This window comes from Duffyella sp. Ts4 (assembly GCF_051851875.1).
Classification (GTDB): domain Bacteria; phylum Pseudomonadota; class Gammaproteobacteria; order Enterobacterales; family Enterobacteriaceae; genus Duffyella; species Duffyella gerundensis.
Genome location: NZ_JBLYPN010000005.1, coordinates 1 through 21,350 on the forward strand (window position 1 = coordinate 1; position 21,350 = coordinate 21,350).

Here is a 21,350-nt window from a genome sequence, read left to right on the forward strand (position 1 = left end):
TCTCAGGATTTTTTCCGGCGGTTCAGCTTCCCGAACCTCCTGACGCGCCGCTGTGCAAGCCGTTGTTCCGTGTCAGTGGAGGCGCAGTATAGGGATTTTCTGCGGGCTGACAAGTGCTTTTTTAAACTTTTATTTCGTTCGCTCAAAAGTTAGTCAAAGCGGCTTGTTTATCCCTGTTTTATACGGGCGGGCAGCGATGCAAGACTCTCTATTACCCAATCTGCCGCCGACTCGCCTTCAGGCGTGACAGTCTTACCGCTGCGTACCAGCACGGTTTTACCGACGCCCGCCGCTTTACCGGCCATAACATCTTCAATTTTATCACCCACCATATAAGAAGCGCTTAGATCGATATCCAGTTCTTCCGTTGCGGATAAAATCATACCGGGTTGTGGTTTGCGGCAGTCACACTGCTGGCGATAGTTTTCAACCGGCGCATCTGGCATATGCGGGCAGAAATAGATGCCATCCAGATCGATATCGCGATCGGCCAGCGACCAGTCCATCCATTCCGTTAACTGCATGAATTGCTCTTCACTATACATGCCGCGAGCGATACCAGACTGGTTGGTCACAATGACCAGCGCAAAACCCATTTCCTTGAGTTCACGCATAGCGTCGATCACGCCGTCGATAAACTGAAAATTGTCGATTTCATGAACATACCCGTGATCGACATTAATGGTGCCATCACGATCGAGAAAAATTGCCGGGACTTTAGTGGTCACGTAGACGCTCCTGCTACAAAAGATGCTGCTGAGTATCGCATGATTGCAATAGAAGAGAGAATGGCGGATTGAATGACTTCGATTGATTTAGACGTCTGGATGCCTTAACATCCGTAGCTAATTCGACCGTTCTGCACAGCCAGGTCGGTACACCATGGGCAACTTGATTACGATAATAAAGATTAATGATAAAACTTAACAACATAACCAAAATGTTCGAGCAAGGTACACGCACCATATCAGCGCTTAATGATGTCAGCCTGCATGTTCCGGCCGGACAGATTTATGGCGTGATTGGCGCATCCGGCGCCGGTAAAAGCACGCTCATTCGTTGCGTCAACCTACTGGAGCGCCCCACTTCCGGCACCGTATTGGTTGATGGCAAAGATCTTACCGCTCTTTCTGAAAAAGCACTGACGGAAGCGCGCCGTGAAATCGGCATGATCTTTCAACATTTTAACCTAATGAATTCACGCACGGTGTTCGGCAACGTTGCTCTGCCGCTTGAGCTGGGTAATGCCTCGCGTGAAGAGATTAAGACGCGGGTGAATGAGCTACTTGAACTGGTTGGCCTGGCCGATAAACAGGACGCCTGGCCAGCAAACCTGTCGGGCGGACAGAAACAGCGCGTCGCCATTGCTCGTGCCCTGGCCAGCAATCCAAAAGTCCTGTTATGCGATGAAGCCACCAGCGCACTCGATCCCGCCACTACCCGTTCTATCCTGGCGCTATTGAAGGATATTAACCGTCGCCTTGGTTTAACCATCCTGTTAATCACGCACGAAATGGATGTGGTCAAGCGCATCTGTGATCAGGTAGCGGTGATCAGTCAGGGTCAGCTCATTGAAAAAGACACGGTTAGCGAAGTTTTCTCTCATCCAAAGACGCCGCTTGCTCAGCAGTTTATTCAGTCGACGCTGCATCTCGATATCCCGGAAGATTATGCCGATCGCCTGTCAGCCACAGTCGGACAGAACGGCATTCCTTTATTGCGTCTGGAATTCACCGGCAAATCTGTCGACGCGCCGCTGCTGTCAGAGACGGCTCGTCGCTTTAATGTGAACAACAACATTATCAGTGCCCAGATGGATTACGCCGGTGGCGTTAAATTTGGCATCATGCTGGCAGAGATGCACGGCAGCGAAACGGATACGCAGGCCGCCGTTGCCTATCTGCAGGAAAATCATGTGAAAGTTGAGGTGCTGGGTTATGTCTGAGGCAATGATGTGGTTACTCGCCCGCGGCGTATGGGAAACGCTGGTTATGACCTTCGTTTCGGGCTTTCTCGGCTTTGCGGTGGGGCTACCTTTCGGCGTGCTGCTGTATATCACGCGTCCAGGGCAGATTATGCCGAGCGTGAAGCTGTACCGTTCGGTGTCCGCGCTGGTCAATATCTTCCGCTCTATTCCGTTCATTATTCTGCTGGTATGGATGATTCCGTTTACCCGCGTGCTGGTTGGTACGTCGATCGGTCTGCAGGCGGCGATTGTGCCGCTTACCATTGGCGCCGCACCCTTTATTGCGCGCATGGTGGAAAATACCCTGCTGGAGCTACCTACCGGCTTAATTGAAGCATCACGCGCAATGGGTGCGACACCGATGCAGATTATCCGCAAGGTATTACTGCCTGAAGCGCTGCCGGGGCTGATCAACGCCGCTACGATTACGTTGATTACGCTGGTTGGTTATTCAGCCATGGGTGGCGCGGTAGGCGCTGGCGGTCTGGGACAGATCGGCATTCAGTACGGTTATGTCGGTTATAACGCTACTGTGATGAATACGGTATTAGTGTTGTTAGTGATTCTGGTGTATTTAATTCAGTTCTGTGGTGACCGCATCGTACGCGCAGTGACTCACAAATAAACAAGCAACATCAATTATTGCGACTATTAAGGATAAGATATGTCTTTTACATTCAAAAAAATTGCCGCTGTGGGTGCGCTGCTGGGTGCAATGGCGCTGGCTGGTTGTGGTCAGGAAGAGAAAGATCCGAATCACATCAAAGTGGGTGTGATTGTGGGTGCCGAGCAGCAGGTTGCTGAAGCGGCGCAGAAAGTGGCCAAAGAGAAATACGGTCTGGACGTTGAGCTGGTGACCTTTAACGATTACGTATTGCCTAACGAAGCGTTAAGCAAAGGCGACATTGACGCCAATGCCTTCCAGCACAAACCGTATCTGGATCAGCAGATCAAAGATCGCGGCTATAAGCTGGTGCCGGTCGGTAACACATTTGTCTTCCCAATCGCAGGCTACTCGAAAAAAATCAAATCCATTGATGAACTGCAGGAAGGCGCGCAAATTGCCATTCCTAACGATCCCACTAACCTTGGTCGCACCCTGCTGCTGCTGCAGAAAGTGGGCCTGATCAAGCTGAAGGATGATGTGGGCCTGCTGCCAACGTCGCTGGATATCGTTGAGAACCCGAAGAAGCTGAAGATTGTTGAGCTGGAAGCGCCACAGTTGCCACGTTCTCTGGACGATCAGCAGATTGCGCTGGCGGTTATCAATACTACCTATGCCAGCCAGATCGGCCTGACGCCAGCGAAAGATGGCATTTTCGTGGAAGACAAAGACTCTCCATACGTTAACCTGATCGTTTCACGCGAAGATAATAAAGACGCGGAAAACGTGAAGAAATTCGTTCAGGCTTATCACTCTGATGAAGTGGCCGCTGCCGCTGAAAAAATCTTTAACGGTGGTGCCGTGAAAGGCTGGTAAGGCCTCTTCACGACAAAAAGGGCGGCGGCAACGTCGCCCTTTTTCTATGGTGCGATTTCAGCCCGCGACTTGTCATTTATCAGCGAGCTTGCTTCAATACCGCCACTTGTATACACATAAGGATGTTCCCATGCGCGCTTTACCGCTCTGTTTGTTAGCATTGATGCTGACAGGGTGTTCCCTTATTCATAAGCCGTATCAGCCGATCACCCCGCTGCCTGCTTCAAAAACAACACCCGCGCATAAAGTGACACCGCGCCCGGCGCCGGTAAAAATTTATACCGATACGACCGATCTGCTCAGCAAGCCCTTTCGTGATTTAGGCGAAGTCTCTGGCGAAGATTGCCAGATCTCAACGCAGGATTCCCCCGCCAACCTGAATACCGCACGCAAACGCATGCAGATTAAAGCCTCATCAATGAAGGCTAACGCGGTGTTGCTGCACAAATGCGAAATCATCACCAGTGGCGCAGGCTGTCATCGTCAGGCCATCTGTCAGGGATCCGCTTTAAAAGTTAGCAGCCAATGAGTGCATTCTCTTTCGAGCAGATCGGCGTGATTCATTCGCCGTGGAAAGAGAAATTTGCCGTTCCGCGTCAGCCCGGTTTAGTCGCTGACGGCGGTGGAGAACTGCATCTGCAGGCGCCGTATAATCAACCTGAAGCGGTACGCGGCCTGGAAAGCTTCAGTCATTTATGGCTGCTGTTTGTATTTCATCAAACGCAATCAGCGGGATGGCGGCCGACAGTGCGGCCGCCTCGCCTCGGCGGTAATGCGCGTATGGGTGTTTTTGCCACGCGTTCGACCTTTCGCCCTAACCCTGTAGGCATGTCGCTGGTTGAGCTAAAAGCGGTGCGCTGCGAGGGCAATCAGGTGATTTTGCAGTTGGGTAGTCTCGATTTGGTTGATGGCACGCCGGTGATTGACATCAAACCCTATCTGCCCTTTGCCGAAGCATTACCGGATGCACGCGCCGGATTTGCTCAGCTGCCGCCGGCTGCCGCCATGCCGGTAGCGTTCAGCGAACATGCGCTGAAGCAGATTGCCGATGAGCAGGCACGTTTTCCACATCTGCAGCGCTTCATTCATGACGTGCTGGCACAGGATCCGCGGCCCGCCTATCGCAAGGGTGATGAACCCGATCGTGAGTATGCTGCCTGGCTGCTTGATTTCAACGTGCGCTGGCGCATTGATGCCGGCGCCACGCTGGTGGTTGCGGTGGATCGACGTTAAAACACGCTTTTTAGGATTCCATGACGCTGGTACACTAGCGGCCAGCAATTTTTGGCCCGTTAACTGGCTTTCCGTCCACATGGAATCGTAATCAATGCGCACTACTCAATATTTGCTTGCCACTCAAAAAGAGACGCCTTCTGACGCCGAAGTCATCAGCCACCAGCTTATGCTGCGTGCTGGCATGATCCGTAAACTCGCTTCGGGTTTATACACCTGGTTACCGACCGGCCTGCGCGTATTGAAAAAAGTCGAAAATATCGTGCGTGAAGAGATGAACAACGCGGGCGCGATTGAGATTTCAATGCCGGTGGTGCAGCCCGCCGATCTGTGGCAGGAGAGTGGACGTTGGGAACAATATGGCCCGGAGCTGCTGCGTATCAGCGATCGCAGCGATCGCCCTTTTGTACTGGGTCCAACCCACGAAGAAGTGATTACCGATCTGATTCGTAACGAGTTGAGCTCTTACAAACAGCTGCCGCTAAATCTGTTCCAGATTCAGACCAAATTCCGTGATGAAGTGCGCCCGCGTTTTGGCGTCATGCGTTCGCGTGAGTTCATCATGAAAGATGCCTACTCCTTTCATACCTCACAGGCATCGCTTCAGGAAACCTATGAGGCGATGTACCGCGCCTATAGCCAGATTTTCAGCCGTATGGGGCTGGATTTCCGCGCAGTGCAGGCGGATACCGGTTCGATCGGTGGCAGCGCATCACACGAATTTCAGGTGCTGGCCAACAGCGGCGAAGATGATGTGATTTTCTCAACCGATTCTGACTATGCCGCCAATATTGAGCTGGCCGAAGCGGTTGCTCCAGCCGGTGAGCGTGCCCAGCCCGCGCAGGATATGACAGAGATCGACACGCCTGACGCTAAAACCATTGCCGCGCTGGTTGAGCAGTTTGCTCTGCCCATTACCCAAACGGTAAAAACGCTGCTGGTCAAAGCTGCAGAAGAGAGCGGCCATACGCTGGTCGCGCTGCTGGTCCGTGGCGATCACGAGCTGAACGAAGTCAAAGCGGAAAAACTCGATCTGGTCGCAGCACCGCTGACTTTTGCCACCGAGGAAGAGATTCGCGCCGCTGTCGGTGCCGGTCCGGGCTCGCTGGGTCCGGTTGGCCTGGAGCTGCCGATTGTGATCGATCGCAGCGTTGAGAAGATGAGTGATTTTGCTGCCGGTGCCAACCGCGACGGTAAACATCTTATCGGTGTTAACTGGGAGCGCGATCTGCCGCTGCCGCAGGTTGCTGATATTCGCAACGTGGTGGAAGGCGACGCCAGCCCGGACGGTAAAGGCACGCTGCAAATCAAACGCGGGATCGAAGTGGGCCACATTTTCCAGCTCGGCACCAAATATTCTGACGCGATGAAAGCGTCTGTTCAGGGCGAAGAAGGCCGTAACCAGACGCTGACGATGGGCTGTTACGGTATCGGTGTCACGCGTGTGGTCGCGGCGGCGATTGAGCAAAACCATGACGAGCGCGGCATCATCTGGCCAGCCGCGCTGGCACCCTTCCAGGTTGCTATTCTGCCAATGAATATGCACAAATCTTTCCGCGTGAAAGAGGTTGCAGAGACGCTGTATGACACGCTGCGCAGCCACGGCATTGACGTCATTCTGGACGATCGTAAAGAGCGCCCAGGCGTGATGTTTGCTGATATGGAACTGATCGGCGTGCCGCATACCATTGTGATCGGCGATCGTAATCTGGACAGCGAAGAAGTGGAATACAAAGCGCGCCGCGAAGGTGAAAAGCAGATGATCAAGACAGATGCTATCGTCGACTTCCTGATTAGCGCCATTAAAGGCTAACGCCCTACCCTGACTCTCTCAGCCACCCTCTGCGGTGGCTTTTTTGTATCTGCTTTAATCAGCATCGTGCATATCCTGCCAACGCACTGCTTTTACAGCACCTTACCGCGTAGCGCTTTGGTCGTGCTTTTGCGCGTTTTGCCTTCCAGCCGGCGTTTTTTGGAAGCCAGCGTTGGCCGCGTAGGACGACGGGCTTTTTCCACCACGGTGAGTTCATTGATCAGGTTTTTCAGGCGCTGCAGCGCCGCTTCGCGGTTCATCTCCTGGCTGCGATACTCCTGCGCCTTGATGATCACAATACCTTCTGGCGTAATCAGATGATGCGTCGCTTCCAGCAGCCGCGTCTTGTAAAAATCCGGTAGCGAAGAGGCGCGGATATCGAAACGCAAATGGATGGCGGTGGAAGATTTATTCACGTTCTGACCGCCCGCGCCCTGCGCCCGGATAGCCGTCAGTTCAATTTCGTTATCGGCGAGGGTGACCTGTCGAGAGAGCGTAATCATGCTGGCTGATTCACCTGTTGCCATTCGGTAAAGTGCAGCTCAACATGCTGATCTTCAGCGGAGAGCCACAGCACGCCATCCTGCACCGTTGCCTGCAGATTCATGTTACGCGCCGCCAATGCGGTTAACTTTTCGAGCTGCTCATCATCCAAATAGCGCACCGTTAAGTTACTCAGCTGAGCCAGCTTATCGCGATGCTGCTGCCACCATACCGTCGCTGCGCGAGCACTGTATGCATATAACCAGACCGCCGCCGAACGATGGCTCGCTTTCTTCAGGCGCTTTTCATCCGGCAGGCCGAGTTCAATCCAGCACTCAATGCCCTGATGATCGTTGAGCCGCCAGATTTCAGGCTCATCGTCCGCGCACAAACCGCGGGTAAACTGCAGGCGTTCATCGGCGTGGCAGAGCCAGGCGGCCAGGCGTAGCATCAGCCGCGTTTCCGTTTCCGAAGGATGGCGCGCCAGCGTCAGGCTGGTATCGAAATAGACCTGACGATCCAAATCGGCAATGCTCAGGTTAGCTTTATAGATGGTGGCTTTCAGTGCCATGATTTTCCTCTCTGGTTTTGCGCACTATTGTACCCCAGACGCACAGCATTCCGCTTCACGGCGGCTGATTTCACGCAATTTCCTATGATATAGTGGAAAACAGCCAGCTAAAAAGGCTCTGAGGGGAGGTATAAGTGCATAAATATTGTGAACTGGTTCGCCAACGTTATGCCGAAATTGGAAGCGGTGACCTGGGATATATCCCGGATGCTATCGGATGTGCATTGAAAGCGCTCGATGAGATAGCCGCCAATTCTGCGCTAAACTCTTCTGTCAGGGAACAGGCAGCCTATGCTGCCGCCAACTTATTGGTGAGCGATTATGTTAACGAATGAAGCCTATACACCGATCAACTGCGACGACTATGACAACCTGGAACTCGCCTGCCAGAAAAAATGGATGTTATCGCTGGCGTTGAAAGATGGCGAAAAGCTAAAGGCCGAAGCGGTAGACATGGTATCGCGCAAAAACGTTGAGTATCTGGAAATCAATCTTTCCGGTGAAGCACGACAGTTACGTCTCGATCATATTGCCAGTTTTGAACATCCAGAAATTGGCACCGTGGTGATGAGCGACGCTGACTAAACGGGTGCGGGCGGGGTCTTTTCCCGCCCTCTCTCACGGTTGCAATGCGCTGTACCAGGCCGCCAAATCTGCCATATCGTCATCGCTTAATCCCGCCACAAACGCCTTCATCACTTCTGCCTGACCACCATTACGCTCACCTTTCTTGTAAGCCTGCAATGCATGCGCCAGGTAGTCGGCGTGTTGTCCCGCAAGGTTTGGGTAAAGCGGCACCGCTGCTTTGCCTGCGGCGCCATGGCAGGCCACGCAGGCCGCGGCTTTTTGCTCACCGGCTTTACTGTCGCCAGCGGCGAAAGCGGGCGCGCTGGCTATAAGCAGCAGCGCAATTATCCCTTTATTCATGCTTATCTTACTCATGGTGTTGCCAGCAAATATGCCAGCCGGAATCGGTATCGTCGCGCCCCTGCACGGTGGTAAACAGGCCAGGCGCGGCGATCGGTTGTTCATTGTAATAAATCAGCGGCGTGCGCTCGCGCTGCCAAGGCGGAATACCCAGTTCCTGCCAGATTTTTTTCATACTCCGTCCACCGTTGCGGCCGAGAATATGAACATGCCCGTGCGCCTGAAACCGTATGCTGACCCCTTCATCTTCACGTGGAGCACGCACCTGCTGACCCGCGTCGGCGCGATGCACAATGCCAAGGTTATCGGGCAGTTGCAATGCGGCCCAGGGCGCCTGCCAGGGCAGTACCTGCTGGCTGATATCTGCAAATGGCGGCAGCCAGTAAAGTGCATTACGATAACGGCGCAGCTGATGCAGGCCGAGTTGCAGGCAAGGCACAGCGTCGGGTCGGCTGAGAATCACTTCATGCCAGATGCGAGTCAGCGCGTCGCGCGATGGCATTTTGCCGCCCTGTAGCGCAATCCAGCGGCGCAGTAGCGCATTGCGGTGCGCCTCGCTCAGATTCAGCAGCGGTGGAATCAGTAACGATCCGTTGCCCTGTATCTGCTGGGACAGCGACACGGCGAGCAATTCATCGAGCAGCTGTTCCTGTTCACCGCACAGTGCCGCACTGCGCGCCGCCGCCTGAGAAAAGTGTGGCCAGCGGGCGCTGAGTATGGGCAGCACCTGTTGGCGCAGAAAGTTACGATCAAAGCGGGTATCGAGATTACTTTCATCCTCGATCCAACTGAGCTGATGCGCCTGTGCCCACTCGACAAGCTGCGCACGAGACTGCGTTAGCAGCGGCCGCACCAGCTGATGTTCACCCAGCGAGAGCGTGGCAGGCATTGCCGCCAGGCCTGCCGGTCCACTGCCACGTTTCAGCGCCAACAGCAGGGTTTCTGCCTGATCGTCAAGATGCTGCGCGGTAACCAGCACTTCATCCGGCAGCAGCGCCTGGCGAAATGCCGCATAGCGCGCCGCACGGGCCGCGCCCTCAATGCCCGCCTCGCGACCGTCAACGGCAACTCGCTCAACGATTAACGGTATCTGCCAGTGCGCGCATTGCTGCTGACAATGCATAACCCATTCATCGGCATGCGGGCTGAGGCCATGATGTATGTGTATCGCGCGCAGTTCGACATCATGCTGTTGCCGCCAGCCTGCCAGCTGATGCAACAGTACGGTAGAATCCAGCCCGCCACTAAATGCCACCAGCAGACGCCGACAGGATTGCAGGATATGTAGATGGGCTAAACGGGACATGGCACTCTCAAACAGAGCGGGCCGCGCAGTGCGGCCCGACAGCTGACTATTTTACGCCTGATAAAGTTCTAACGGCAATCCATCGGGATCGGCAAAAAAGGTGAACCGCTTGCCGGTCAGCGGATCGATACGCACCGGTTCACACATTACGCCCTGCTGCTGCAGTTGCTGCCATGCCGCATCAATATCATCAACGCTAAAGGCGAGATGGCGCAGGCCGCAGGCTTCAGGATGACTGACGCGCGCCGGCGGTTCAGGAAAGCTGAACAGCTCAATGGTATAGTGACCGTTTAACGCCAGGTCGCCTTTCCACGAGTTGCGTTCTTCACGAAAAAATTCCCCCATCAGCGTGAAGCCAAGAATGTCGCAATAGAACGCTTTGCTGCGCGCATAGTCGGTGGCAATGATGGCGATGTGATGAACCTGCTTCAGTCCTAACATGGAAACTCCTGAAAATTTTTTGTGACGCGTACCTTATGCCGCTCATCGCATCGCCGCAAGCACGACTTTTCTGGATTATGTCGACGGCTGCTCTTTTAGCACGCGTACCAGATAGCGCCCTTCTTCCGTTAACGTAGCACCATGAATATCGGTCTCAAAGCCAGGATAATGCTCGCCTATCGTGCAGAGCATCAGCAGAAAATCGAGTACCGCCCGGCTCGCCTCGGTGATCATCTCGCCCGGCATGACCAGCGGCACGCCCGGCGGATACGGCAGAATCATATTGGCTGAAACGCGGCCGATTAATCGATCAATGGATACCGTTTCTACATTGCCGGTGACCTGTTGCTGAAATGCCTGATGCGGGGTCATTTTCATCTCCGGCAACGTATCGAATGCCTGCAACATCAAACGCGGCAGATCGTGTTGGCGGATCATGTTATGAATGCCCGCAGCCAGCGTCTGAATACGCATGTTGCGGTAAAAGTCGGGATCTTCTGCGTAGAGATCGGGCAGCATATTTTTGACGCGCAGATTCAGATCGAAGGCGCGTTTAAATTCGGTCAGACCGCGCAGCAGGCTCATTGCTTTGGTCTTATCGATACCAATGCTGAACAGAAAAAGCAGGTTATAAGGCCCGGTTTTTTCCACCACCACGCCGCGTTGATCGAGGAATTTCGCTACCAGCGCCGCCGGGATCCCTTCAGCCGCCATGTCGCCAAGCTCACTCATGCCGGGGGTTAAAATAGTCACCTTGATCGGATCGAGGTACATATGATCGCGATCGGCATGCGTAAAACCGTGCCACGCCTCGTCACCCGGCTGAATCGGCCAGCATTCCGCCTCATCGATGCCGTCGGGCTGCCAGATATCAAAAAACCATCCTTCTGACTCTTCCCGCAGACGCTGCACCTCACGCCGGAAATGCAGCGCGCGTTCCACCGAGCGATTTATCAGGCGGCGGCCCGGATTACCGCGCAGCATCGCCGCAGCCGTTTCAATTGAGGCGACAATCGGATAGTTCGGCGACGTCGTGGTGTGCATCATGTAGGCTTCATTAAAGGTCTGCTCATCGTAATCGCCTTTAATATGAATCATCGACGCCTGAGAAAATGCCGCGAGCAGCTTGTGCGTTGACTGCGTTTCATAAAACACTTTGCCCGGCATACGATCGCCGCTCATGCCGCTTTTGCCCTGATAAATAGGATGAAAATTGGTGTAAGGAACCCAGGCGGAATCAAAGTGGATCGATGGCACATCCAGCGTCTCTTTGATGTACTGCGTGTTGTAGAGCAGACCATCGTAGGTCGAATTGGTGATTACCGCATGCACCGGCCAGCTGGCGTTTTCGGTTTGTGCCACCTTCAGAGCGATACTCTCGCGGGTGAATTCGCGCTTCGGAATGCCACCGAGGATGCCAAGTGCATTGCGCGTCGGCTTGAGCCAGATTGGCACAATGTTGCTCATCATCAGCAGATGAGTCAGCGACTTATGGCAGTTGCGATCGATCAGCACCGTGCTGCCGGCAGGCGCAGCATACATACCGACAATTTTATTCGATGTCGACGTGCCATTGGTCACCATATAACTCTGCTCGGCACCAAACGTGCGGGCGATATACTCTTCAGCTTCCAGATGCGGCCCGGTGTGATCCAGTAACGATCCGAGCTCGGTTACCGAGATCGATACATCCGCCTTCAGCGCATTGCCACCGAAAAAATCGTAAAACAAGCTGCCGACCGGACTTTTTTGAAAGGCGGTGCCCGCCATATGACCTGGCGTACAAAAGGTATACTTGCCCTCTTTCACATAGGTGAACAGTGCTTTGGTCAGCGGCGGCGTAATGGTATCAATATATTCATCGGTATACTGACGGATACGCTGCGCGATTTCTTCAGCAGCATCCAGCGCATATTCAAAGAACCATAGCGCCATGCGCATTTCATTGAGGCTGACATCAAAAGAAGAGTGCGTGTTGATAAAGGCGTAGAGCGGCAGGTATTCGTTGAGCAGATGAATTTCGCTGCACAACTCGAGGCTGTATTCGTCCCAGTCGAAAATAATGCCGCAGATGCGCGGATTGTGTTCAATCAGCTTTAACAGGTCGTTGGCATCCTGGGGGTAAATCAACTTAAAGCCCTGACGAGTGAGCGCCAGATCGAGTTCTCTGATGGGTTCATCTTTATAAAAAGCGTTGTGCGGCCCCATTATCGCAATAATATTCAAGGCTCTTCTCCTGAAGGTGATAGCAAGGGATAAGCATAGCGAAACCCGCGCGGCAGTCGGTAAAAGCACATAAAAAAGGGCAGAATATCGCTATTCTGCCCTGCGCTTTCTTTGTTGGGGTGATGATCAGGCGTAACCGTAGCTCATCAGGCGCTGATAGCGACGATTAAGCAGCTCTTCGGTGCTCAACACGTCGAGATCGGCCAGATCGGCCAGCAGCTGCAATTTTAATGATGCTGCAATTTCCAGTGGATGACGATGCGCGCCACCCAACGGCTCAGGAATCACCGAGTCGATCAGCTTCAGCTCTTTCAGGCGAGGAGCAATAATGCCCATCGCTTCCGCAGCCAGCGGCGCTTTGTCTGCGCTTTTCCACAGAATCGACGCGCAGCCTTCCGGTGAAATCACCGAATAGGTGCTGTATTGCAGCATGTTCACTTTGTCGCCTACGCCAATGGCCAGCGCACCGCCAGAACCGCCCTCACCGATGACCGTACAAATAACCGGCACTTTCAGGCCGGACATCTCGCGCAGATTGCGTGCGATAGCTTCGGACTGTCCGCGCTCTTCTGCACCCACGCCCGGGTAAGCACCCGGCGTATCGATAAAAGTAATGATCGGCATTTTAAAGCGCTCGGCCATTTCCATCAGGCGCAGCGCTTTGCGATAACCTTCCGGAGCGGGCATACCAAAGTTACGGCGAATCTTCTCTTTGGTTTCACGTCCTTTCTGATGACCAATGATCATCACCGGCCGGCCATCAATACGCGCGGTACCGCCAACAATGGCTTTGTCGTCTGCATAGGCGCGATCGCCCGCCAGCTCGTCAAAGTCAGTAAAGATGTTACGCACATAATCAAAGGTATAAGGGCGCAACGGATGACGCGCCAACTGGGCAATTTGCCAGGCACCCAAATCTGAGAATATTTTCCGTGTCAGCTCAACGCTTTTTTCGCGCAGGCGCTGCACTTCTTCATCCAGATTAATATCGTGTTTCTCATCCTGACGGCCAACCGACTTAAGCGAATCAATCTTCGCTTCCAGTTCCGCGATTGGCTGTTCAAAATCCAGGTAATTAAGACTCATAATGTTCCTGTTTTAGTCAAACTCCAGTTCCACCTGCTCCGAACCGATCAACGATCGCAGATCGTTGAGCAAACGATCGCTGGGCGAAATACGCCACGCTGCACCAAAGCGCAGCTTCGCCCGTGCGTCTTCTCTCTGATAGTAGAGATGCACCGGAATGGTTCCCGAACGATGGGGTTCCAGGGACTGACGGAGACGGTTTAAAAGCTGGTCATCAATTTGCCTGTCCGTCAGCGAGATAGCAAGCCCGCGAGCATACTTTTCGCGTGCTTCGTCAATGTCCATCACTTCGCGCGCGGTCATTTTAAGCCCGCCGCTGAAATCATCGAAGCTGACCTGTCCGCTGACGAGCAGGATACGGTCTTTTTCCAGCAAATGCTGATACTTATCGAGGGCATCGGTAAATAACATGACCTCAAGACGACCGGATCGATCGTCAAGCGTACAGATGCCGATACGGTTACCGCGTTTGGTTACCATCACACGCGCCGACACCACTAATCCGGCTGCGGTAATGATCTTACCACGTTCCGTTGGGTGCATCTCTTTCAGGCGCACGCCGCCAACATAACGCTCGATCTCTTTAAGGTACTGATTAATCGGATGCCCGGTTAGATACAATCCTAACGTTTCGCGTTCACCATCCAGCTGAACCTGCTCTGGCCAACGGGTCACGCTGGCATAGGATTTCTCCACCTGCTCCGGCTCTTCCGCCAGCACGCCGAACATGTCTGACTGGCCGATGGCTTCCGCTTTGGCATGCTGATCCGCGGCTTTCAGCGCATCGGGCAGCGCACTCATCAACGCCGCCCGGTGTGGGCCAAGGCGATCAAAAGCGCCGGACATGATCAGTTTTTCCATCACCCGCCGATTGATCTTTTTGGTATCGGTGCGCGCGCAGAGATCAAACAGCTCTTTAAAATAGCCATCCTGGTTACGTGCTTCAAGGATCGCCTCGATCGGGCCTTCACCCACGCCTTTGATTGCGCCGATGCCGTAAACGATCTCGCCTTCATCATTAACGTGAAACTGATACAGACCGGAGTTGATATCCGGCGGCAGCACCTTGAGGCCCATACGCCAGCACTCATCCACCAGGCCAACCACCTTCTCGGTATTGTCCATATCCGCGGTCATTACTGCCGCCATGAATTCCGCCGGATAGTGCGCTTTCAGCCACAACGTTTGATAGGAGACCAGGGCGTAGGCAGCCGAGTGCGATTTGTTAAAGCCGTAACCGGCAAATTTCTCTACCAGATCGAAGATTTTCATCGACAGTTCGCCGTCGATGCCCATGCTTTCGGCGCCATCCTGAAACACTGAGCGCTGCTTGGCCATCTCTTCTGGCTTCTTTTTACCCATTGCGCGACGCAGCATATCCGCACCGCCCAGCGTGTAGCCGGAAAGCACCTGCGCAATCTGCATCACCTGTTCCTGATACAGAATAATGCCGTAGGTCGGTTCCAGCACCGGTTTCAGCGACTCGTGCTGCCACTGAATATCAGGATAGGAGATCGCTTCACGGCCGTGTTTACGGTCAATAAAGTTATCCACCATGCCGGATTGCAGCGGCCCCGGACGGAACAGCGCCACCAGCGCGATCATATCTTCAAAGCAGTCCGGCTTCAGGCGCTTGATCAGATCTTTCATGCCGCGTGATTCGAGCTGGAATACCGCCGTGGTTTCCGCGCGCTGCAGCATGTCGAAGCTTTTTTTATCCTCAAGCGGGATCGCAGTAATATCAATCGGCTCAAGGCCCTGCTTCGCCCGGCGCGGATTGATCATCTTCAGCGCCCAGTCGATGATGGTTAAGGTGCGCAAGCCTAAAAAGTCGAACTTCACCAGCCCAGCATATTCGACGTCGTTCTTATCAAACTGCGTTACCGGGAACTGGCCATTTTCATCGCAATAGAGCGGGGAAAAATCGGTGATTTTGGTTGGGGCAATGACCACGCCACCGGCATGTTTACCGGCATTACGCGTAACGCCTTCCAGCTTACGCGCCATATCAATCAGCGCTTTAACCTCTTCATCCGCCTCGTAAATCTCCGGCAACTGCGGCTCAGCGACAAAGGCTTTTTCCAGCGTCATGCCGGGATCGGGCGGAATCAGTTTGGAGATGCGATCAACAAAGCCATAGGGATGGCCCAGCACGCGTCCCACGTCACGAATAACCGCCTTCGCCGCCATGGTACCAAAGGTGATAATTTGCGATACCGCCTCGCGGCCATACATTTCAGCCACGTGATCAATCACCTGATCGCGTTTTTCCATACAGAAATCGACGTCAAAGTCAGGCATGGAAACACGTTCCGGATTCAGGAAGCGTTCAAACAGCAGATCAAAAGCCAGCGGATCGATATCGGTGATTTTCAGCGCATAGGCGACCAGGGAGCCAGCACCAGAGCCACGGCCGGGACCGACCGGAATACCGTTGTCTTTTGACCACTGGATAAACTCCATCACGATCAAAAAGTAGCCCGGGAATCCCATCTGGTTGATCACCGTCAGTTCAATCTCCAGACGTTCATCGTAAGCCGGGCGTTTTTCCAGACGCACCGCCTCATCCGGAAACAGGAATTCCAAACGCTCTTCCAGCCCTTCCCGGGATTTTTTTACCAGAAAATCTTCGGTGGTCATCTCGCCGGTAGGGAACTGCGGCAGGAAGTATTCGCCAAGGCGCACGGTGACGTTACAGCGACGCGCAATTTCTACGCTGTTTTCCAGCGCTTCCGGGATGTCAGCAAACAGCGCGCACATCTCTTCTTCGCTGCGCATATATTGCTGCGGACTGTAGTTACGCGGACGCTTGGGGTCGTCGAGGGTGAAACCATCATGAATCGCCACGCGGATTTCGTGCGCGTCAAACTCATCTTCGGTCAGGAAGCAGACTTCATTGGTAGCAACTACCGGCACCGATTCGGCAATGGCCAGTTCAACGGCGGCATGCAGGTAGCTCTCTTCATCCTGACGCCCGGTGCGCACCAGTTCGAGGTAATAACGATCGGGAAAATGTGTCTGATAAAAGGCCAGGCATTGTGAAACCAGCGCCTGATTGCCACGTAATAAACTGCGGCCGACATCGCCGCGTCGGCCACCAGAAAGCAGTATTAATCCTTCACCCAGCTCAATCAGCCAGTCACGATCGATGATCGGACCGGCAATGCCGTAGCCACGCAAATAGGCGCGCGAAATAAGTTGGGTCAGGTTCTGATAGCCGTCGTTATTGGAGGCCAGCACGGTGAGATAGGTGAGCTCATCGCCCATCAACTCGCTGGCGACATGGAAATCGGCGCCGATAATCGGCTTGATGCCAGCACTGTGTGCCGTACCGTAGAACTTCACCAGACCGCAGAGGTTGGTGTAATCGGTAATGGCAATGGCAGGCATGCCAAGCGCTGCCGCTTTTTTTACCAGCGGCCCGGTTTTGGCCAGTCCATCGACCATCGAATAATCACTGTGTACGTGCAGGTGAATAAAACGTGGTTCGGCCATAGTATTTTCCGCTTAAAACAGGTTGAAGCCATTACAGCGTGCGGGACGAGGCCAGCACTTCTGCATCCAGCAGGGCGTTACGCACCGGAGCAAAACTGCGTCGGTGATGCGGCGTTGCGCCATGTTTCGCCAGCTTTTCCAGATGGAAAGCGGTGGGATAACCTTTATGCTGGGCAAAGCCGTAATCAGGAAACTGCAGGTCCAGTTCGGCCATTTCACGATCGCGAGTGACCTTGGCAAGTATCGACGCGGCGCTGATTTCAGCCACCAGACTATCGCCTTTTACCACCGCCTGCGACGGCATCGGCAATGCTGGACAGCGGTTGCCATCGATCAATACATAATCTGGCGTCAGCGATAATCCAGCCACGGCACGCTGCATCGCTAACATAGTCGCATGCAGAATATTCAGCCGATCGATCTCTTCCGGCTCAGCGCGACCGAGGCTCCAGGCAAGCGATCGCTCAATAATCAGATCATAGAGCGCATTGCGTCGCTTCTCAGATAATTTTTTCGAATCGGCAAGGCCAGGGATCGGGTTTGCCGGATCAAGGATCACCGCAGCAGTAACCACCGCGCCGACCAGCGGTCCCCGACCGACTTCATCAACGCCCGCTATCGTAGTGGCCAGCGGATAGATAAAATTAGTCAAACGCCAACTCCAGGACGGCCTGCGCCGCTTGCTCATCTGCGTTCCAGCGAATTTGCTGGTGCAGTTCAGTAAATGTGTCCAGCAACGCTTTACGCGTTTCGCCTGGCATCAACAGCGGTTTTAACGCCGCGGCTAATTTTTCCGGCTGACATTCATCCTGCAGCAACTCTTTGACCAGTTCACGGCCAGCCAGCAAGTTTGGCAGGGAAACGTAGTCAGTTTTAACCAGCCGCTCAGCCAGCCAGAAGGTCACCGGCTTCATGCGGTATCCCACAACCATGGGGCATTTCGCCAGCATGCATTCCAGCGCGGCGGTACCGGAGGCGAGCAGAGCCGCATCGCTGGCGACCATCGCTTCACGCCCATGGCCGTCCAGCAGATGCATGGTTAATTCTGGCGCCACCTGCGCTTTGATCTGCTCAAACTGTTCACGCCGTTTGGCATTTACCAGCGGCACGACAATTTCCAGGTCGGGCCAGGTGTGCCGCAAAAGCTGCGCTGTGCGTAAGAAATCGGCGCTCAACATTTCCACTTCAGCACCGCGACTGCCCGGTAGCAGCGCCAGGCAATGCGCATCTTCAGCAATGCCTAACGTGCGGCGAGCAGCCTGTTTGTCCGGCTGCAGCGGCATTGCATCGGCCATAGTGTGGCCGATAAAGCGGCAAGGCACGTTAAAGCGATCGTAGAACGCTTTTTCAAACGGCAAAAATGCCAACACCATATTGGTGTTGCGACCAATTTTGAACACACGCTTCTGTCGCCATGCCCATACTGACGGGCTGACATAGTGGATGGTGCGAATACCCTGCCGTTTCAGGCGGCCTTCCAGCGTGATATTAAAATCAGGCGCGTCGATGCCAACAAAAACATCAGGTTTTAATGCGGTAAAGCGACGCGTTAAATCGCCGCCTATTTTGATCAGACGCGGCAGGCGACCAAGCACTTCAACAATGCCCATCACCGCCAGCTCTTCCATTTCATACCAGGCTTCGCAGCCTTCAGCCTGCATACGCGGGCCGGCAACGCCAACAAAGCGGGTATCAGGATGCTTAGCTTTCAGCGCGCGGATAAGGCCGGCGCCAAGAATATCGCCGGAGGTTTCTCCGGCGACAAGGGCAATAACGAGTGGACGCTCAGACATGAGTTAGCGAATTAGGCCTCGGGTCGATCGGGCAAAGAAATCGTAGAACGGCTGCACTTCAGGATGCTGCTGCGCAATCGCTTCGATTTCCGGTTTCACTTCATCCAGCGTTCTGCCACTGCGATAAAGCAGCTTATAGGCATTGCGAATCGCGTGAAGAGATTCTTTGCTGAAGCCACGACGTTTCAGGCCTTCAATGTTGATACCAAACGGCGTTGCGTGATTCCCTTGAGCAATCACGTAAGGCGGCACATCCTGGGCAACGCCAGAACAGCCGCCAACCATCACGTGTGCGCCAATGGTGCACCACTGATGAACCGCCGTCATGCCGCCGATGATAGCAAAATCATCAACGGTGACATGGCCACCCAGGGTCGCGTTATTCGCAAAGATGCAACGATTGCCAATGGTACAGTCATGCGCAATGTGCGTATTGACCATCAGCAGATTATCGTTGCCAATAACGGTGACTTCGGTGCCCTGCACGGTGCCACGGTGAATCGTTACGCTTTCACGAATGCGGTTACGATCGCCAATTTCAACGCGCGTGGGTTCTCCGGCATATTTCAGATCCTGGTTTACCTCACCGATGGAGACAAACTGGTAAATCTGGTTTTCTTTGCCGATACGTGTGTGGCCATTGACCACGACATGAGAATTGAGCACGGTTCCTTCACCGATTTCGACATGCGCCCCGATATAGCAGAAAGGACCAATGCGAACGCGAGGGCCAATAACAGCGCCCTCTTCGATGACAGAACTTGGGTGGATTACGGCGGTTTGATCAATCACTGATTAAGACTCCCGGCTGCGGGCGCACATCATGGTAGCTTCACAGACAATTTTGCCATCAACGGTTGCCACGCCTTTAAAGCGCGTCAGCCCACGACGGGTTTTTTCGAAAGTGACTTCCATGATCATCTGGTCGCCAGGCACAACCGGACGTTTAAAGCGTGCTTCATCGATACCGGCGAAATAGTAAAGTTCGCCTGGTTCCAGTTTGCCCACGCTTTTAAACGCCAGAATGCCGGTGGCCTGTGCCATTGCTTCCAGAATCAGGACGCCCGGAAAAATCGGTTTACCAGGGAAATGCCCCTGGAAAAACGGTTCATTTACAGATACGTTTTTTACAGCGCGTAAAAATTTATGCTCTTCAAACTCAAGAACGCGGTCGACCAGCAGAAACGGGTAACGGTGCGGCAGCAGTTCTAAAATCTCTTCAATTTTCAGAGTATGAGTTTCAGTAGTCAAAATACTCTTCCTGTCCTAAAAATTCTGATGGCATTAATAACACGGCCTGCACAGACCAAATGATCCTTAGCAGGCCGCAAATCAGTGTGTCTGGCTTCCCTGCTTAGCATGTTTTAATTATGAAAGCCGGGCAGTTGATGATGATTGTCGTATCCGGTGCAATCTGAACGATGCAAAAAGCACGGTGTTGCCTGTAAGCGTTCACCGCCTCAAGGCATTCCGTGCATCTGTGCGCCTGTTCCGGAGCGTACCGGTTAGTCTTTGTTGACCTTACGTTCGATGGTTTTCAGGCGTTTGCTTATTTCATCGATGTTCATCACCAGCGCTGCAGTTTTACGCCAGGTTTTATTCGGTTGTAGCGGAATGCCCGAAGAGTATACCCCAGGTTCCGTGATTGGTCTCATCACCATTCCCATACCGGTAACGGTGACCTTGTCGCAAATTTCCATGTGACCGTTGATCACACTTGCGCCACCAATCATACAATAACGGCCAATCTTCAGACTACCGGCCATGATCACACCACCTGCAACTGCCGTATTGTCGCCAATCACGACGTTATGTGCAATCTGACACTGATTATCAATAATCACACCGTTGCCAATGCGGGTGTCATCCAGCGCGCCACGGTCAATTGTGGTACAGGCGCCAATTTCAACACGATCGCCGATGATCACCGCGCCAAGCTGAGGAATCTTCACCCAGTTGCCACGATCGTTGGCATAACCGAAGCCATCAGCACCGATCACCGTGCCGGACTGAATCAAGCAGCGCTCACCGATTTCAATCTCATGGTATACCGTCACGTTGGCCCACAAGCGGGAATGCGCGCCAATGCGGGTTTTCTTACCCACAAAGCAGCCAGCACCAATGACTACGTTATCACCGAGTACAACATCAGATTCGATAACCGCGTTGGCACCAATCGCTACATTTTCACCCAAGGTTGCAGTGGGATCGATAACAGCACTTGGGGCAATATTGCTGGCGGGTTGCGGCGTAGTATCCAGCAGTTGCGCCATACGCGCATAGGTCAGATAGGGATCTTTGACGATCAGAGCGGCACTCTTGCACCATTCCAGATCCGCTTCCGTCAGCACCACAGCGGAGGCCTGACAGCTGGCGAGCTGCTCACGGTAGCGGCTGTTAGCGAGGAAAGTAATGTGGTCAGTTTTTGCGGATTGCATAGAAGCAATGCCGGAGATGACGATATCGCCATCTCCATGCAATTCTGCATCCAACTGCTGGGCTAAATCAGCCAGTCGAATTGAAGGCATCT

General features: G+C 53.7%; 22 protein-coding genes. 8 read left to right on the plus strand and 14 right to left on the minus strand.

The genetic code is table 11. The features are described 5' to 3' along the window. Positions 1-167: 167 nt before the first annotated feature. Entirely contained in the window at positions 168-728 is a 561-nt protein-coding gene (gene gmhB, locus ACJY2L_RS09860; protein WP_439213527.1) for a D-glycero-beta-D-manno-heptose 1,7-bisphosphate 7-phosphatase, read from the minus strand. A gap of 185 nt (positions 729-913) precedes the next feature. Between gmhB and metN the strand changes: the two genes are divergently transcribed. From metN to proS, 6 genes are all read left to right on the plus strand, one after another. Continuing rightward, positions 914-1,945: a methionine ABC transporter ATP-binding protein MetN gene (gene metN, locus ACJY2L_RS09865; RefSeq protein WP_439213528.1), complete on the plus strand. Its 1,032-nt coding sequence runs from the start codon at positions 914-916 to the stop codon at positions 1,943-1,945. Then, entirely contained in the window at positions 1,938-2,591 is a 654-nt protein-coding gene (locus ACJY2L_RS09870) for a methionine ABC transporter permease MetI (protein ID WP_067428146.1), read from the plus strand. The genes metN and ACJY2L_RS09870 overlap by 8 nt, the downstream gene beginning before the upstream one ends. A 39-nt stretch (positions 2,592-2,630) precedes the next feature. Further along, positions 2,631-3,446, plus strand: coding sequence for a MetQ/NlpA family lipoprotein (locus ACJY2L_RS09875; RefSeq protein WP_067428144.1), 816 nt, complete (start codon positions 2,631-2,633; stop codon positions 3,444-3,446). A 130-nt stretch (positions 3,447-3,576) separates the two neighbouring features. Continuing rightward, positions 3,577-3,975: an Rcs stress response system protein RcsF gene (gene rcsF, locus ACJY2L_RS09880; RefSeq protein WP_067428142.1), complete on the plus strand. Its 399-nt coding sequence runs from the start codon at positions 3,577-3,579 to the stop codon at positions 3,973-3,975. Next, positions 3,972-4,679, plus strand: a complete 708-nt coding sequence (gene tsaA / locus ACJY2L_RS09885; protein WP_187485907.1) for a tRNA (N6-threonylcarbamoyladenosine(37)-N6)-methyltransferase TrmO — start codon at positions 3,972-3,974, stop codon at positions 4,677-4,679. Before rcsF ends, tsaA begins: the two co-directional genes overlap by 4 nt. 94 nt (positions 4,680-4,773) lie before the next feature. Next, on the plus strand, positions 4,774-6,492 hold the full coding sequence (gene proS / locus ACJY2L_RS09890; protein ID WP_439213531.1) for a proline--tRNA ligase: 1,719 nt from the start codon (positions 4,774-4,776) through the stop codon (positions 6,490-6,492). 92 nt (positions 6,493-6,584) lie between these two features. Here proS and arfB read toward each other — a convergent pair whose 3' ends face one another. Further along, the gene (gene arfB / locus ACJY2L_RS09895; RefSeq protein ID WP_439213532.1) at positions 6,585-6,995 is read right to left on the minus strand and encodes an alternative ribosome rescue aminoacyl-tRNA hydrolase ArfB; all 411 of its coding nucleotides are present in this window, start codon (positions 6,993-6,995) and stop codon (positions 6,585-6,587) included. Then, on the minus strand, positions 6,992-7,546 hold the full coding sequence (locus ACJY2L_RS09900; protein ID WP_067428136.1) for a YaeQ family protein: 555 nt from the start codon (positions 7,544-7,546) through the stop codon (positions 6,992-6,994). Before ACJY2L_RS09900 ends, arfB begins: the two co-directional genes overlap by 4 nt. Before the next feature lie 134 nt (positions 7,547-7,680). Here ACJY2L_RS09900 and ACJY2L_RS09905 point away from each other — a divergent pair, with 134 nt between their 5' ends. Then, the gene (locus tag ACJY2L_RS09905) at positions 7,681-7,881 is read left to right on the plus strand and encodes a YaeP family protein (protein ID WP_071852482.1); all 201 of its coding nucleotides are present in this window, start codon (positions 7,681-7,683) and stop codon (positions 7,879-7,881) included. Further along, positions 7,868-8,131, plus strand: coding sequence for a Rho-binding antiterminator (gene rof / locus ACJY2L_RS09910; RefSeq protein ID WP_067428135.1), 264 nt, complete (start codon positions 7,868-7,870; stop codon positions 8,129-8,131). The genes ACJY2L_RS09905 and rof overlap by 14 nt, the downstream gene beginning before the upstream one ends. Before the next feature lie 33 nt (positions 8,132-8,164). Here rof and ACJY2L_RS09915 read toward each other — a convergent pair whose 3' ends face one another. The 11 genes from ACJY2L_RS09915 to lpxD form a co-directional block, all read right to left on the minus strand. After that, positions 8,165-8,488, minus strand: a complete 324-nt coding sequence (locus ACJY2L_RS09915) for a c-type cytochrome (RefSeq protein WP_439213535.1) — start codon at positions 8,486-8,488, stop codon at positions 8,165-8,167. After that, positions 8,481-9,779, minus strand: a complete 1,299-nt coding sequence (gene tilS / locus ACJY2L_RS09920) for a tRNA lysidine(34) synthetase TilS (protein ID WP_439213537.1) — start codon at positions 9,777-9,779, stop codon at positions 8,481-8,483. The genes ACJY2L_RS09915 and tilS overlap by 8 nt, the downstream gene beginning before the upstream one ends. Before the next feature lie 51 nt (positions 9,780-9,830). Then, positions 9,831-10,220: a VOC family protein gene (locus ACJY2L_RS09925; RefSeq protein WP_187485902.1), complete on the minus strand. Its 390-nt coding sequence runs from the start codon at positions 10,218-10,220 to the stop codon at positions 9,831-9,833. Between the two features lie 75 nt (positions 10,221-10,295). Next, complete coding sequence (locus ACJY2L_RS09930) at positions 10,296-12,446, minus strand: lysine decarboxylase LdcC (protein WP_209500508.1); 2,151 nt, start codon at positions 12,444-12,446, stop codon at positions 10,296-10,298. A 126-nt stretch (positions 12,447-12,572) separates the two neighbouring features. Further along, positions 12,573-13,532 carry an acetyl-CoA carboxylase carboxyl transferase subunit alpha gene (gene accA, locus ACJY2L_RS09935; protein ID WP_439213540.1) on the minus strand — a complete coding sequence of 320 codons (960 nt, stop codon included), beginning with the start codon at positions 13,530-13,532 and terminating at the stop codon, positions 12,573-12,575. Between the two features lie 12 nt (positions 13,533-13,544). After that, positions 13,545-17,027, minus strand: coding sequence for a DNA polymerase III subunit alpha (gene dnaE, locus ACJY2L_RS09940; RefSeq protein ID WP_439213542.1), 3,483 nt, complete (start codon positions 17,025-17,027; stop codon positions 13,545-13,547). Positions 17,028-17,058: 31 nt separating this feature from the next. Continuing rightward, positions 17,059-17,679, minus strand: coding sequence for a ribonuclease HII (rnhB, locus tag ACJY2L_RS09945; RefSeq protein WP_439213544.1), 621 nt, complete (start codon positions 17,677-17,679; stop codon positions 17,059-17,061). Continuing rightward, entirely contained in the window at positions 17,672-18,820 is a 1,149-nt protein-coding gene (gene lpxB / locus ACJY2L_RS09950; protein WP_439213546.1) for a lipid-A-disaccharide synthase, read from the minus strand. Before lpxB ends, rnhB begins: the two co-directional genes overlap by 8 nt. A gap of 3 nt (positions 18,821-18,823) precedes the next feature. Next, on the minus strand, positions 18,824-19,612 hold the full coding sequence (gene lpxA / locus ACJY2L_RS09955; protein ID WP_067428118.1) for an acyl-ACP--UDP-N-acetylglucosamine O-acyltransferase: 789 nt from the start codon (positions 19,610-19,612) through the stop codon (positions 18,824-18,826). A 3-nt stretch (positions 19,613-19,615) separates the two neighbouring features. Then, positions 19,616-20,071, minus strand: coding sequence for a 3-hydroxyacyl-ACP dehydratase FabZ (gene fabZ, locus ACJY2L_RS09960; RefSeq protein ID WP_067428115.1), 456 nt, complete (start codon positions 20,069-20,071; stop codon positions 19,616-19,618). A 254-nt stretch (positions 20,072-20,325) separates the two neighbouring features. After that, positions 20,326-21,348, minus strand: a complete 1,023-nt coding sequence (lpxD, locus tag ACJY2L_RS09965) for a UDP-3-O-(3-hydroxymyristoyl)glucosamine N-acyltransferase (protein ID WP_187487636.1) — start codon at positions 21,346-21,348, stop codon at positions 20,326-20,328. Between the last annotated feature and the right edge of the window lie 2 nt (positions 21,349-21,350).